General features: G+C 72.2%; 13 protein-coding genes and 1 riboswitch. Of the genes, 7 read left to right on the forward strand and 6 right to left on the reverse strand.

Annotated elements, in window-relative coordinates; all coding sequences use genetic code 11:
• Positions 1-19 precede the first annotated feature (19 nt).
• The 4 genes from ACWD0Y_RS03445 to ACWD0Y_RS03460 all read right to left on the reverse strand — a co-directional run bounded on the left by ACWD0Y_RS03445 (position 20) and on the right by ACWD0Y_RS03460 (position 4,313).
• Positions 20-1,078: an NlpC/P60 family protein gene (locus tag ACWD0Y_RS03445; RefSeq protein WP_450258805.1), complete on the reverse strand. Its 1,059-nt coding sequence runs from the start codon at positions 1,076-1,078 to the stop codon at positions 20-22.
• Positions 1,079-1,330: 252 nt separating this feature from the next.
• Positions 1,331-2,368 (reverse strand): C40 family peptidase, encoded by a 1,038-nt coding sequence (locus tag ACWD0Y_RS03450; protein ID WP_450258806.1) that lies wholly within the window; start codon positions 2,366-2,368, stop codon positions 1,331-1,333.
• A gap of 306 nt (positions 2,369-2,674) precedes the next feature.
• The gene (locus ACWD0Y_RS03455) at positions 2,675-4,036 is read right to left on the reverse strand and encodes an NYN domain-containing protein (RefSeq protein ID WP_450258807.1); all 1,362 of its coding nucleotides are present in this window, start codon (positions 4,034-4,036) and stop codon (positions 2,675-2,677) included.
• Positions 4,037-4,070: 34 nt separating this feature from the next.
• Entirely contained in the window at positions 4,071-4,313 is a 243-nt protein-coding gene (locus tag ACWD0Y_RS03460; protein ID WP_093801229.1) for a hypothetical protein, read from the reverse strand.
• Between the two features lie 140 nt (positions 4,314-4,453).
• Here ACWD0Y_RS03460 and ACWD0Y_RS03465 point away from each other — a divergent pair, with 140 nt between their 5' ends.
• The 7 genes from ACWD0Y_RS03465 to ACWD0Y_RS03495 all read left to right on the forward strand — a co-directional run bounded on the left by ACWD0Y_RS03465 (position 4,454) and on the right by ACWD0Y_RS03495 (position 10,622).
• On the forward strand, positions 4,454-5,164 hold the full coding sequence (locus ACWD0Y_RS03465; protein WP_450258808.1) for a rhomboid family intramembrane serine protease: 711 nt from the start codon (positions 4,454-4,456) through the stop codon (positions 5,162-5,164).
• Complete coding sequence (locus tag ACWD0Y_RS03470; protein WP_005318592.1) at positions 5,161-5,442, forward strand: Lrp/AsnC family transcriptional regulator; 282 nt, start codon at positions 5,161-5,163, stop codon at positions 5,440-5,442. The genes ACWD0Y_RS03465 and ACWD0Y_RS03470 overlap by 4 nt, the downstream gene beginning before the upstream one ends.
• Before the next feature lie 85 nt (positions 5,443-5,527).
• Positions 5,528-5,830 (forward strand): small hydrophilic protein, encoded by a 303-nt coding sequence (locus tag ACWD0Y_RS03475; RefSeq protein ID WP_450258809.1) that lies wholly within the window; start codon positions 5,528-5,530, stop codon positions 5,828-5,830.
• Between the two features lie 52 nt (positions 5,831-5,882).
• Entirely contained in the window at positions 5,883-7,247 is a 1,365-nt protein-coding gene (locus tag ACWD0Y_RS03480; protein WP_450258893.1) for a sensor histidine kinase, read from the forward strand.
• The gene (locus tag ACWD0Y_RS03485; RefSeq protein ID WP_450258810.1) at positions 7,244-7,930 is read left to right on the forward strand and encodes a response regulator transcription factor; all 687 of its coding nucleotides are present in this window, start codon (positions 7,244-7,246) and stop codon (positions 7,928-7,930) included. Before ACWD0Y_RS03480 ends, ACWD0Y_RS03485 begins: the two co-directional genes overlap by 4 nt.
• Positions 7,931-7,993: 63 nt before the next feature.
• Positions 7,994-9,421 (forward strand): SLC13 family permease, encoded by a 1,428-nt coding sequence (locus tag ACWD0Y_RS03490; protein WP_450258894.1) that lies wholly within the window; start codon positions 7,994-7,996, stop codon positions 9,419-9,421.
• A gap of 4 nt (positions 9,422-9,425) precedes the next feature.
• Positions 9,426-10,622, forward strand: a complete 1,197-nt coding sequence (locus ACWD0Y_RS03495) for a glycerate kinase family protein (protein WP_450258811.1) — start codon at positions 9,426-9,428, stop codon at positions 10,620-10,622.
• Here ACWD0Y_RS03495 and ACWD0Y_RS03500 read toward each other — a convergent pair.
• Both ACWD0Y_RS03500 and trpD read right to left on the reverse strand, forming a co-directional pair.
• Complete coding sequence (locus tag ACWD0Y_RS03500; protein WP_450258812.1) at positions 10,583-11,944, reverse strand: aminotransferase class V-fold PLP-dependent enzyme; 1,362 nt, start codon at positions 11,942-11,944, stop codon at positions 10,583-10,585. The two genes, ACWD0Y_RS03495 and ACWD0Y_RS03500, sit on opposite strands and share 40 nt — an antisense overlap.
• A gap of 163 nt (positions 11,945-12,107) precedes the next feature.
• A riboswitch (SAM riboswitch) is annotated at positions 12,108-12,224 on the reverse strand.
• A 99-nt stretch (positions 12,225-12,323) separates the two neighbouring features.
• Complete coding sequence (gene trpD / locus ACWD0Y_RS03505) at positions 12,324-13,388, reverse strand: anthranilate phosphoribosyltransferase (protein WP_450258813.1); 1,065 nt, start codon at positions 13,386-13,388, stop codon at positions 12,324-12,326.
• Positions 13,389-13,523 lie beyond the last annotated feature (135 nt).

Below are 13,523 nucleotides of genomic sequence, written 5' to 3' on the forward strand. Positions count from 1 at the left end.
GCCCCGGCGCGCGACCGGGTCAGACCCGGGTCACCGAGGAGACGGGCATCATGCCGACCGGGTCGTAGCGCACCGGGGCGCCGGGGTAGGGCGCGTGCACCACCTGGCCGTTGCCCATGTACATCCCGATGTGGCTCGCGTCGTCGCGGTACGCCACGAGGTCGCCGGGCTGCGCCTGATCGAGGGGGACCTGCCGTCCGGCGTACCGCTGCGCCTGCGAGGTGCGCGGCAGGGAGACGCCCGCCTGCGCGTACGACCACTGGGTGAGGCCCGAGCAGTCGAAGCCGGTCGGGCCGTTGGCGCCCCAGACGTACGGCTTTCCCACGGCCTGCCGCGCGGCCGACACGGCCGCCGAGGCGCGCGACGAGGCGGGCGCTCCCGCCGCCCCGGCCGGCACGGCCGTGGGCGGCGTCCCGCTGCGGCCGGAACGGGACGCCCGGTCGTCGAACTCCTCGCGCTCGGCGGACGACAGCGAGTTGAGCAGCCGCCGCGCCTCGGCGAGCTTGCGCTCCACGGTGCGCTTGTGGCGGGCGACGGCGGCCCGGCTGCGCTCCAGCTCGCCGAGGGCGGCGGAGGTCTCCGCGCGCTCCTGGCTCAGCTCGCGCTGCGCGGACCGCAGTTCGGTCAGGGCGGCGGCCTGGCGGGCGCTGACGCGGCCGAGCGCCGCGGCCTTGGCGAGGTAGCTGTCGGGGTTCTCGGTCAGCAGCAGGGCGAGTGCCGGGTCCATGCCGCCCTCCCGGTACTGGGCGCCCGCGATCGCACCGAGCGCGCCCCGCATGCGGTTGATGCGCTCCTGGCCGCGCGCGGCCTCGTCCCGGGCCCGGTCGACCTGTTCCCGCAGCCGGTCCGCGCGCTCGTCGGCCTCGTTGAACCTCTCGGTGGCCTGTTCGGCCTGCGCGAAGAGCCGGTCGACCCGCGCCTGGGTGGCCGTGGTGGTGGCCGAGGAGGTGTCGTGGGGGTCGGCGCCCGCCGGCGGGGCGGCGAACGCTGCCGCCGCCGTGGCCGCGGCAGCGGACAGAACTGTGACCCGGGCGCTCTGTGTGAGGCCGGACTGTGAAGGACGCCGATGGGTCGCCACAGGAAGCCGCACTCCCTTCCGCTGCGTGCAGCCCCCTGCCGCCCGGGCGGGCGGACCGATGGACCGGGGAGCTGCGCGTGCAGACAGTAGCGGTGCGATCACACAGTGACCAAAGACCGCGGCCGGGCACAGACAGTGACGCCCCGCCGGAGAACCAGGTCACCGGCGGGGCGGACAGTCAGCGGACGTTGCCGGAATTCGCCCGAACGGGCGGTGTGGCGACGGCCTTCGGCGTTCGTCGGGCGCGCGCCGTCAGATACGCACGCCGAACTGGAAGGTGCCCAGGTACTCCATCGCCTCGTAGCGGACGTTGGTTCCCGGGTAAGGGGCGTGCAGCACCTGCCCGTTGCCGGCGTAGAGCCCCACGTGGGAGAGGTTGCTGAAGAACACCAGGTCGCCGGGCTTGAGCTCACCGCGGCCGATCTTGGTGCCGTCGTTGTGCTGCGTGTACGTGGTCCGGGTGATGGAGACACCGGCCTGGGCGTACGCCCACTGGGTCAGCCCGGAACAGTCGTACGAGCTGGGGCCGGATCCGCCGGAGACGTACGGCTTGCCGATCTGGGTGGCGGCGGCGGCCAGTGCCGCGGCGCCGCGCCCGGAAGCGGCCTGCTCCTTGCCCAGCTCCACCCGGTCGCTGACCGCGCGGCTGGCGCGCTGCTCCTTCTCCCGCTCCTTCTCCCGCATCTCTTCCCGCTCCTCGGCGGTGAGCGTGTTGAGAAGGCGCTGCGCCTCGGCGAGCTTGCCCTGGAACTTCTTCTTCTTGTCGCCGAGTTCCTTGCGCACGTCCTCGAGGTCGGCGAGCTTGTCGGTCGCCTCGGCGCGCTGCTGCGCGAGGGCGCGCTGCTTCGCCTGGATCTTCTCCAGCGACTCGGCCTGCTTGGCGCTCAACTGGTCGATCGCGCCGGCCTTGTCGAGGTAGCTGTCCGGGTCGGTGGAGAGGAAGAGCTGCACGGAGGGGTCGATGCCGCCGGAGCGGTACTGCGCGCTGGCCACCGAACCGAGCTGGCCGCGCAGGTCGTTGAGGTCCTCCTGGCCGCGGGCGACCTTGTCCTGGAGGTTGTCGACCTCTTCCTTGAGCTTGTCCTGCCGCTCCTTGGACTGGTTGTACTTCTCCGTGGCCACCTCGGCCTCGTGGTACAGCTTGTCGACCTTGGCCTTGACTTCGCTCTTGGACGGCTTGGGGTCGGCCTGAGCGGTCTGGGACGTGAGAGCGACGGCTGCGGCTGCGGTCGCTGTGAGCACAGTCACACGAGTGCGGCTCGGCTGCTTGGGACGACGGTGGGACGCCACGAAGGCGAGCTCCTTCTTCCTCGAGCCGCCTACCGGGGCGGGGGACGTCGTCCCCGGCTCCACGATTCGGTTCCCCCGCGGAACTTTGGACCGAATTGCATGGACTCGGCGGTACCTCCGCTGCCGCCCCGGGTGGGCGATCAACCGTGCGAAGGTTCGAGGGCAGACCTTAGTGACCTTCTTGTGATCAGATCAAATCCCAAGGGCTAAAAACTCACCCCCTGGTCACATTATTTACTTACATCACACGCGTAGTAATGGCCACTTGACGTTACGTTTCCTCAATCCGGGCATTACGCCGAAGAGTTATGAGACGCGCGAAAGCCGCTTCAGCAGCAAGGCGGACGCGACCGGCCTGGCGCCCGCCTTCGCGACCCCGTCGGCCACTTCGCGGTCGGTGGAGGCCACCACCACGGGCCGCCCCGGCGGCTCCGCCCGTACGAGCTGCCTGATGAGCTCGTCGGCGGTCACCCCCGGCTTGCTGAACAGCACGCGGACGCCGCGCGGCGGCGCGAGCAGCACCGGCGCCACCAGTTCCGCCCCGTCGAAGACGCACGTCACCTCGGCGCCCGTCTGCGCCGCGAGCATCGACAGACCGCCCAGGAGCCGCAACCGCTGCTTGTCCAGCGGCATCTGCGGATAGCCGGTCTTGGTGACGTTGTAGCCGTCCACGACCAGATGGCACTGCGGCAGCTCCAGCAACTGGTCGAGCAGCGCGGGGTCGGTCTCGGAGAGCGCCCTGGCCGCGATGTCCTTGGGGGTCATACGACCCGGTTCGACGGCCTCCACCGTGTCGGCGGGGTGTACGGACGCCGGCGGCAGGGCCAGTTCGCGGCGCAGCCCCTGGGCGGCGTCCAGCACCGTGTCGAGCAGCAGCCGCACCCGCATGTCCTCCATGCTGCGGCCCTCGCGCACCGCCCTGCGGCTCGACTCGACGGCCGCCTCCGCCTCGCCGAGCCGGGTCCTGAGCCGCCGCGCCTCGCTCTCGGCCGCGGCGACCTGGGCGGCGGCCTCGGTCCTGAGCGCCTCGGTCTCGGCGTTCGTACGGCGCAGGGCGGCCTCGCCGCGCTTCACGTCGCTCAGCGCGCTGCGCAGTTTGCGGTGGAGTACGTCGGCTTCCTTGCGGGCGGCCTCCAGCTCCGTGCGGAGCCGCTCGGTCTCGCTCTTCGTGTGCTCGCGCGCCTGCGCGAGCTCCCCGCGCAGCCGCTCCAGCTCGCGCTGGGCGGCCTCGTCGGCACGCTCGGCGTCCGCCCGCAGGGCCTCCTCGCCCGCGGCCGCCACCAGCTTGACCCAGCCGACGGGACGCAGCACGTACGCCGCGGCCGCCACGTCGGCGGGGTCGGCGGCGGCCGGGGGGGCACCGGACTCCAGCGCGCGGGCGAGCTCGGGCTGCGCCTCGCGCAGCCGCTCGCCGATGCGCTGGCGGAACACCGGGTCCCCCTCCAGCGCCGCGGCCATCGCGTTCCCCGCGAACTTGGCACGCCGGGTCGGGGTGAAGCGGGCGTACTGCCTCAGCTGGGCCGGGAGTTCGGCGACGGTGAGCCCGCCGAAGGCGTCCGAGACCAGCGCGACGACCTTGTGCCGTACGCCTTCGGGCAGCGGGCGGTCGAGCACCTCCGCGGCGTCCCCGGCCGATTCGGCCGGTTCAGCGCCGCTTGCATGCTCCACAATCCGTCACCCCACTACTTCTCGGCCGGTCCTCTCAGGAGCCGGCACCCGGCCTGTCCACCAGTTCGATCTGGTCCACCGCGTTGCACCAGCGGCAGCGCACGGACTCGATGGTCTCACTGACCACCTCGCGTTCCTCGACCTTCGGCTCTCCGGCCAGGTCGAGGTGGACGTACTCGACCACCTTGGACGAGCGGGTCACATCGAAACGCGTGAGGTTGCCGCACAGGGCGCAGCGCCACCGGGTCTCGGCAGTCGGCAGGGGAACCGTGGTCATCGTGCGTCCTCTTTCTTCGTGCCTACTGCCCGTAACCCTACGGCCTCACAGGTACCCCGTGCGGCGGACAGTCCACCGTGCGGGACGGGGCCCGGCGAGGCGGTCCGCCCCGCCCGCTCCCGTTACGGGATGATCCGGGCATGATCAGTTGGCGGGAAGCGGCCCGGGGGCCCGTGGTGACGTACGGCGCCATCGGTCTCTGCTGCCTGGTCTTCGCCCTCGGCCCCCTCTCGGGGCTCAATCCGTCCTACGGCACCGGCGACATCCTCCTCGCCGCGCAGAGCGCGTACTTCGAGCGCTGGGGGGTGATCCCGAGCGAGCTGCTGAGCGGCACCCCGGCCGCGCTGCTCACTCCGCTCACCGCCCTGTTCGTGCACGGCAACTGGCTCCACCTGCTGGGCAACATGCTCTTCCTGTACGTCTTCGGGGTGATGACCGAGGAACGGATGGGCCGCGTCCAGTTCATCCTGTTCTCCATGGGCTGCGGCTACCTCGCCCTGCTCGCGTACGCCGTCGCCCACGCCGGTTCCGACGAGACGCTGGTAGGGGCTTCGGGAGCGATCTCGGCGGTGCTCGGCGCCTTCCTCTTCCTCTTTCCCAGCGCCCGCGTCACCAGTCTGTTCCCCTTCCTCCTCTTCCTGCCGCTGCGCTTCCCCGCGTGGATCGTCCTGATCTTCTGGTTCGTCCTGCAGTGGCTGGCGGCGCGCAGCGCGGACCCGGGCCCCGGAGTGGCGTATCTCGCACATGTGGCGGGGTTCTGCGCGGGCTTCCTCTACACCTGGGGGCGCTACCGGCGTACGGATAGAGTGAAGACCTCAGCGTCGGCCACCCAGGGAGAAAGCCAACCGTGATCACCGCGATCGTGCTCATCAAGACCAGCGTGGACCGGATCCCCGAGATCGCGGAGTCGATCGCCGCGCTGGACAGCGTCAGCGAGGTCTTCTCCGTCACCGGTACGTACGACCTGATCGCCATGGTCCGCGTGGCCAAACACGACGACCTGGCGGACGTCATCCCCGGCCGGATCAGCAAGATCCCCGGCGTCGAGGGCACCGACACGCATGTCGCGTTCCGCACGTACTCGCAGCACGACCTGGAAGCGGCCTTCGCGATCGGGCTCGACGCGTAACGCCTCCGGCTTCCCGGCGCGCACATGAAGGATTCTTCATCCCGGCCTCATCCGGGTTCCACGCGCCCCCGTCACGATGGCGTCCATGGCTTTCTCCCACCGGTTGGCGACGCTCGCGGCCGTCGTCGCGATCCCGCTCGGCATCGCCGCGACCAGCTACGCCCTGACCGACAGCCCCGAGCCGCCGAAGGTGCCGTCCAAGGTCGAGCTGGAGAGCACCGCTCCGGACACCCGGCCGCCCTCGCCCCGTACGGTTCCGGGCACCACACCCGGCGCCACCCCCAGCACCACTCCGAGCGACGCGGTCGTCCCGGGCCCCACGGCCACGAACGACGACGCCGACGACGACCCGGACTCCGACGACGACGATCCCGGTGAAAAGGACTGAATCACGCAGGATCTCCGCGCGGGTCCGCATCCTGCTGTGGCTGCTGGCGGTGATGGCGGTGGCGCTGGGCGCCGTGGCGACCACCACCCGCTCGATCCTGCTGCGGGACCTCGACCACCGGATCGGCCGGCTGCTCACCCAGGAGACCCGTGAGTTCGCGAACTTCGTGGACCAGGGGGTCGACCCGGCCACCGGCGGCCGCTTCGGCGAACCGCGCAGGCTGCTCGAGGTCTTCCTGCAACGCCAGTACTCCGACCCGGACGAGGAACTGCTCGGCCTCACCCGGTCGCCGAACCCCGTGCCGGACGTGCTGCGCCAGCCCCGTGACATCCCGGTCGGCACCCCCCTGCACCGGGACCGGGCCTCGCTCGCCGAGGTCTTCGCCTCCGACGCGTCCTCGGGCACCCTGCGCAGGCCGCAGGGCGAGGTCCGCTGGGCCAAGGTCGAGATCGCCCCGGCCGGCGCCGCGCCGCCCGCCGCCTTCGTCGTCGCCTTCCACGCGGAGAACGAGCGGGCCATCGCGGAGGAGGCGTTCCGTACGCTGCTGGCCATCTCGGGGGTGGCACTGCTGATGACCACCGGCATCGGCTGGGCGGTCGCGGGCCGCATCCTCGCCCCCGTACGGGTCGTACGCATGACAGCGGCGCAGCTCACCGAGCAGGACCTCACCCGGCGCATCCCCGTCCAGGGACGGGACGACATCGCGGCGCTCGCCGAGACCTTCAACGCCATGCTCGACCGGCTGGAGCGGGCCTTCGCCGCGCAGCGGGAGTTCGTCGACGACGCCGGCCACGAGCTGCGCACACCCATCACGATCGTGCGCGGCCACCTGGAGCTGATGGGCGACGACCCGGCCGAACGCGAGGAGACCGTACGTCTGGTCACCGACGAGCTCGACCGGATGAGCCGTATCGTCGAGGACCTGCTGCTGCTCGCCAAGGCGGAGCGTCCCGACTTCGTGACGCCGGAGCCGGTGCAGCTGGCCGAGCTGACGGCGGACGTCTACGTGAAGGCGCGCACCCTGGGCGACCGCGCGTGGGTACTGGACACGGTCGCCGACCGGGAGGCGCACCTCGATCCGCAGCGCATCACGCAGGCGATGGTGCAGCTCGCGCAGAACGCCGTGCAGCACACCGTGCCGGGGCAGCGGGTGCGCATCGGCTCGCGGGTCCGCGAGGGCCGGGCCGAGCTGTACGTGGCCGACAGCGGGCCGGGCGTACAGGAGCAGGACACCGAAGTGATCTTCGAACGGTTCCGGCGCGGGACGGCGCGGCGCGGGGCGCGCGGGACCGGCGCGGGGCTCGGCCTGTCCATCGTCAAGGCGATCGCCGAGGGGCACCGGGGCCGTGTCGAGCTGCGCCCCACCGAGGGTGGCGGGGCCACCTTCGTACTCGTCGTCGGACTGGAGGACCAATGAGCAGGATTCTCATCGTCGAGGACGAGGAGCGCATCGCCTCCTTCGTGGAGAAGGGCCTGCGCTCCAACGGCTTCACGACGACGGTCGCCTCCGACGGTGAGACGGCGTACGACTACGCCTGCACCGGCGGCTTCGACCTGGTCGTCCTCGACATCGGGCTCCCCGGCAAGGACGGCTTCACGGTGCTGCGCGAGATGCGCGAGGCCCGGGTGAGCGTGCCGGTGATCGTCCTGACGGCGCGCGATTCCGTACGGGACACGGTGGCCGGCCTCGAAGGCGGCGCCGACGACTGGATGACCAAACCCTTCCGCTTCGAGGAGCTGCTCGCCCGGGTCCGGCTGCGGCTGCGCACGGCGGCGCGGGCGCCGGAGGTCACGGTGCTGCGCAGTGGCGAGCTGTCACTGGACCTGCGGACGCGCAGGGCGCGGTCGGGCGAGCGGACGGTGGACCTGACGGCGCGTGAGTTCGTGCTGCTGGAGCTGTTCCTCCGCCACCCGGACCAGGTCCTGTCGCGCGAGCAGATCCTCTCCCACGTGTGGGGCTACGACTTCGACCCCGGCTCGAACATCGTGGACGTGTACGTCCGGGCCCTGCGCAAGAAGCTGGGCGCGGAGCGCGTCGAGACGGTGCGCGGCATGGGCTACCGCCTTCCCACGGGGCAGGAGGCCGGCCGTACCGGGTGAAGTTCCCTTCATGTACGGCTCATGGGAGGCTCACCCGGGCCTCCGAGGCTTCTCGGTGTGACCCTGACCCCGCTGAAGCCGTGGCAGTACGCGGCGCTCTGCACCGCGCTGACCCTGTGCGCACTGCTCGCCGTCCCCGGCGTGTCCCCCGGCCTGTCCGGTGACGCCCGCCTGACCCTCGCCGTCTTCACCCTGGCGACCTGCGCCTGGATCGCCACCCCCGTGGACGACACCTACATCGCCCTCGGCGCCGGTCTCGCCCTCACCGCGACCGGTGTGATCAGCAGCGAGACCCTCTTCGGAACCCTGGGCGACGAGACCGTATGGCTGCTGATCTGCGCGTTCGTGCTGGCGGCGGCCGTGGCGCGGACCGGTCTCGCGGGCCGGGCCGCGGCGTTCCTGGTGAGCGGCGCCCGTACCGTACGCCAGCTCACGCACCTCACCACCGCGGCCCTGGTCGTCACCGCGTTCGCCGTGCCCGCCACCTCCGGCCGCGCGGCCCTCGCCCTGCCCGTCTTCCTCGCCCTCGCCAAGGTCCTCACGGACCGCCGCCGCCTGGTCGTCATGCTGGCCCTGCTCTTCCCCACGGTGATCCTGCTGTCCGCGGTCGCCACCCTGATCGGCGCCGGCGCCCACCTGATCACGGTCTCCGTGCTCTGGGAGGCGACCGGCGAGCGCATCGGCTTCACCCAGTGGCTGCTGCTCGGGCTGCCGCTCGCCGCCGTGTCGTCCCATCTGGCGGCGGAGGCGGTGCTGCTGACGACCACGCGCCGCACGGACCGCCGCGGTCCGGTCCGCATCACCGCCGGGCAGATCCAGGAACACAGCGAGAAACCGGTCACCGGCACGCTCGGCCCCGCCGAGACCCGGTGCGCGGCACTGCTCGCCACGGTGGTGGTGCTGTGGTGCAGCGAGCCGCTGCACCAGGTGCCGCCCGCCGTCGTCGCCCTCATCGGCGCGGTCGTCGCGTCGTCCCCCGCGCTCGGCACCGTACGCCTCAAGGACGCCCTCAGAACCGTGCCGTGGTCACTGCTGCTCTTCATGGCGGCCACGATGGCGATGGGCGTCGCCCTCGCCGACTCGGGCGCGGCCCGCTGGCTGGTGTCGGGGCTGCCGGTGAGCGTTCCGCCGTGGCTCTTCCTGGCCGCCGTGATCACGGTCAGTACGGCCGCCCACCTGGTCCTCCAGTCCCGTTCGGCCCGCTCCAGCGTGCTGGTGCCGCTGGTGGTCGCGGCCGCGGCCGGCTCCGGCGTCAACCCGGTCGCGGCCGCCCTCGCGTCGACCGCGGCGGCCGGCTTCTGCCACACCCTGCCCGCGTCCGCGAAGCCGGTGACGCTCTTCTCCGACCTCCCGGGCACCCCGACGTACACCTCGCGCGACCTGCTGCGGCTGTCGGCCGTGCTCGCCCCGCTGACGGCGGCCGTGGTGCTGGCGTTCGCCCTCGCCGTCTGGCCGCTGTTCGGCGTCCCCGTCCTCACCCAAGGAAGTTGAAGCCATGCCTCTCGCCCTCACCCGTTTCGCCGTGGCGCCCAGCGGCTTCAAGGAGTCGCTGTCCGCCCAGTCGGCCGCCGAGGCCATCGCCGCCGGGGTGCGCCGTGTCGTTCCCCACGCGGACATCGACCTGATCCCCCTGGTCGACGGCGGCGAGGGCACCGCCCGTGCGCTCGCCGCGGCCACCGGCGGCCGCCTCGTGGCGCTGTCCGCCACCGGGCCCGTCGGCCGGCCCGTCGGCACCCACTTCGCGCTGCTCGGTGACGGGAGCGCGGTCGTCGAGATGGCGGCCGTGGCCGGCCTGTCCCTGGTCCCGCGCTCCCTGCGCGACCCCGGCGCGACGACGACGTACGGTGTCGGCGAACTGATCCGCGCCGCGCTCGGCCAGGGCGTGCGCCGCATCCTCGTCGGCTGCGGCGACTCCGGTACGTCGGACGGGGGCGCCGGCGCGCTCCAGGCCCTCGGCGCCCGCCTGCTGGACGCGGACGGCCGCGAACTGGCGCCCGGCGGGAGGGAGCTGAACCGCCTCCACGACATCGACGCGACCGGACTCGACCCGCGCCTGGGGGACGTCGAGATCCTGGTCGCCTGCAACCCGTACAACATCCTGTGCGGCCCCCGCGGCGTGGCCCGCGTCTTCGGCCCGCAGAAGGGCGCGACCCCGCCCCAGGTGGAGGAGCTCGCGGCCGCCCTCGACCAGTGGGCGTACGTCCTGGAACGCACCCTCGCCCCCACCGGGACCGACCTGCGCTTCGGCGCGGGCACCGGCGCGTCCGGCGGCCTGGGCGCCGGGCTCGCCGCGCTCGGCGCCCGGCTGCTCCCCCGCTTCGACGTTCTGCTGGACCACATCGACCTGGACGCCCGCCTCGCCCGCGCCGACCTGGTCGTCACCGCCGAGGGAGCCCTGGACCAGCAGACGCCGTGCGGCAAGATCCCGGCCGAAGTGGCCCGCCGCGCCAAGCTGTCGGGACGCCCGGTGCTCGCGCTGGCGGGCACGATCGGGGAGGGCGCCCACGAGGTGCGCGCGGCGGGCGTCGACGCGTACAGCTCGATCCTGCCCGCGCCGATGTCACTGACCGAAGCGCTCGGGCGCGGGGCCGAGTTCCTCACCGACGCGACCGAGCGGGCGCTGCGGATGGTCCTGATGGGAGCCCGGGCCGTTCAGACCGCCGGGACGCAGCGGCCTTCCTCGGTGCGGTAGTTCCACTTCGCGCCGTCCTCGACGAGTTCCCTGACGGCACGCAGGAACCGCTCCACGTGCTCGTCGGGCGTACCGGCACCGAAGCTCACACGGATCGCGTTCAGCGAGCGCTCGCCCGGCTCGGCCTCCGGCGCGCCGCACTCGCCCGGGTCCTGCGGGTCGCTGCCGAGCAGGGTCCGGACCAGCGGGTGGGCACAGAACAGGCCGTCGCGTACGCCGATTCCGTACTCGGCGGAGAGCGCGGCCGCGAAGTGCGAGCTGTTCCAGCCCTCGACGACGAAGGAGATGACGCCGACGCGCGGGGCGTCGTCCCCGAAGAGGGAGAGCACCCTGACCGCGCCGACCCCGGCCAGCCCCTCCAGGACCTTCGTCACCAGCGCCTGCTCGCGCTCGACGAGGGAGTCGAAGCCGGCCTCGGTGAGCGCCTTGCAGGCGGAGGCGATCGAGTACACGCCGATGACGTTGGGCGAACCGGCCTCGTGGCGGGCGGCCGTGGTGTGCCACTCGACGTCCACGCCGCCGTCGGCGCGGCGGGCGACCTTGCGCGAGGCGCCGCCGCCCGCGAGGTACGGCTCGGCGCTCTGCAGCCAGTCGGCGCGGCCCGCGAGTACGCCGGAGCCGAACGGCGCGTACAGCTTGTGCCCGGAGAACGCGACCCAGTCGACGTCCAGTTCGGCGATGTCCAGCGGGTGGTGGGGCGCGAGCTGCGCGGCGTCGAGCACGATCCGCGCGCCGTGGGCGTGGGCTGCGGCGGCGAGCTCCTTGACCGGCCACAGCTCACCGGTGACGTTCGAGGCGCCGGTGACGCAGACGAGGGCGGGGCCGTACGGATCACGGTCGGCCAGCGCCCGCTCCAGGGTCTCGACGGCCTGGGCCGGAGTCCGGGGCGCGTTCAGGAAGTTGACCTCCGCATCGCGCCAGGGCAGCAACGAGGCGTGGTGCTCGGTCTCGAAGACGAACACCTGGCAGCCGGCGGGAAGGGCCGCGGCGAGCAGGTTGAGCGAGTCGGTCGTGGAGCGGGTGAAGACGACCTGGTCGCTGTCGCGGCAGCCGAGGAACTCCGCGACGGTGGCGCGGCTGCTCTCGAAGAGGTCCGTCGACAGCTGCGAGAGGTAGCCGGCGCCGCGGTGCACGCTGCCGTAGTACGGGGCGTACGCCGCCACGTCGTCCCACACACGCTGGAGGGCCGGGGCGCTCGCCGCGTAGTCGAGGGCGGCGTAGGTGACCTCACCACCCGTCACGAGCGGCACGAGGACATCTCGTCCGAGAACGGGCAGGGGCGTACAAACGGTCTGGTCGGCGGCAGCGGTGGAGACAGACATGGCGAACTCCCGGAACAGGCAGGCGAATTCCCCGCGCCGGCGGATACGCGGCAGCGCTGGAGAAGAAAGAGAAAAGGGGTGTGCGAAGAAGGGGCGGAAGGCCCTATCGCATTCGCTTGCTCACAAGAGGCTCCCTGAGGACCAGGACCCCAAGGTTTCGAGGGGTCCGCGCTTGCCGTGGACCTTTCTGTCCACGACCTGGTCTTCACCCGGGGCACCCCGCCACGGACGGAGGGTTGCCGGACAGCAAGCCGGGGCCAAAACGCTGTCACTCATGACCTGTCAAGCATCCTGCCACACGATCAAGAAGACGCAAGGCGCAGTCCACTGTGTGAGACCGAAGAGGTCTGGACTGCGCCTTGCGTCCCGCACCGGTCGCTCAGCTGTTGCTGGCAGCCACCCAGCGCTCCAGCGCCGCACGGGCCGCCCCCGAGTCGATCGACTCCGCCGCCTTGACGATCCCCGCCGCGATCTGCTCGTCGAGGGACGCGTCGGTCGGGTCGAGGGCGACCAGCGCCGCCGCCGTGTTGAGCAGCACCGCCTCCCGCACGGGGCCGGTCTCGCCGGCCAGCAGCCGCCTCGCGACATCCGCGTTGTACGACGCGTCCGCGCCCCGCAGCGCCTCCACGGGCACGATCTCCAGGCCCACGTCGCGCGGGTCGAAGGACTGCTCCCGGACCGCCCCGTCCCGTACGATCCACACGCGCGAGGTCGCGGTGGTGGTCAGTTCGTCCAGGCCGTCGTCGCCCCGGAAGACCAGCGCGGAATTCCCCCGTTCGGCGAGCACACCCGCCACGATGGGGGCCATCCGGGCGTCGGCGACACCGACCGCCTGCGCCTTCACCTGCGCCGGGTTCGTCAGCGGGCCGAGGATGTTGAACGTCGTCGGCGCGCCCAGCTCCTTGCGCGCCTTCGCGACGTACCGCAGGGCCGGGTGGAACTTCACCGCGAAGCAGAAGGTGATGCCCGCTTCCTCCGCGACCTCGGCGACACGCTTCGGAGTCAGCTCCAGGTTGACGCCGAGCTTCTCCAGTACGTCCGAGGCCCCGCTCGCGGACGAGGAGGCCCGGTTGCCGTGCTTGACGACCTTGGCCCCGGTGCCCGCGACGACGATCGCCGACATCGTGGAGATGTTGACCGTCTTGGCCAGGTCGCCGCCCGTACCGACGATGTCGACCGTACGGCCGGGCACCTCGATGGTGTTGGCGTGCGCGTACATGGCCCGCACCAGCCCGGTGACCTCACCGACCGTCTCGCCCTTGGCGCGCAGCGCCACCGCGAAACCGGCGATCTGGGCGTCGGTCGCCTCGCCGCTCATGATGCGGTCCATGGCCCAGGCGGTGTCGTCCGCGGACAGGTTCTCGCCGCGCAGCAGGGGGTTCAGCACGCCCGGCCAGGAGCCGGCCGCCACGCTGTCGCCGCCGACCGGGGTCACAACGTTCATGGTCCGCTCCAGGGTCCACAGCCAGTAAGAGTGCCTCCTACCCTATCCAGCCCGGGGACAGCGAAGAGCCCCGTCCGGCGCGTGGACGGGGCTCCTGCTGTGGCGACCTGTGTCAGGCCGGTCTGGCCGAAGACC

This window comes from Streptomyces altiplanensis (assembly GCF_053591575.1).

Bases quoted from the DNA above. Each gene is read 5' to 3' on its own strand.
- ACWD0Y_RS03460 (WP_093801229.1), bottom strand. From the start codon at position 4,313: ATGACCACGGTTCCCCTGCCGACTGCCGAGACCCGGTGGCGCTGCGCC.
- ACWD0Y_RS03465 (WP_450258808.1), top strand. From the start codon at position 4,454: ATGATCAGTTGGCGGGAAGCGGCCCGGGGGCCCGTGGTGACGTACGGC.
- ACWD0Y_RS03475 (WP_450258809.1), top strand. From the start codon at position 5,528: ATGGCTTTCTCCCACCGGTTGGCGACGCTCGCGGCCGTCGTCGCGATC.
- ACWD0Y_RS03480 (WP_450258893.1), top strand. From the start codon at position 5,883: ATGGCGGTGGCGCTGGGCGCCGTGGCGACCACCACCCGCTCGATCCTG.
- ACWD0Y_RS03485 (WP_450258810.1), top strand. From the start codon at position 7,244: ATGAGCAGGATTCTCATCGTCGAGGACGAGGAGCGCATCGCCTCCTTC.
- ACWD0Y_RS03495 (WP_450258811.1), top strand. From the start codon at position 9,426: ATGCCTCTCGCCCTCACCCGTTTCGCCGTGGCGCCCAGCGGCTTCAAG.
- ACWD0Y_RS03500 (WP_450258812.1), bottom strand. From the start codon at position 11,944: ATGTCTGTCTCCACCGCTGCCGCCGACCAGACCGTTTGTACGCCCCTG.
- trpD (WP_450258813.1), bottom strand. From the start codon at position 13,388: ATGAACGTTGTGACCCCGGTCGGCGGCGACAGCGTGGCGGCCGGCTCC.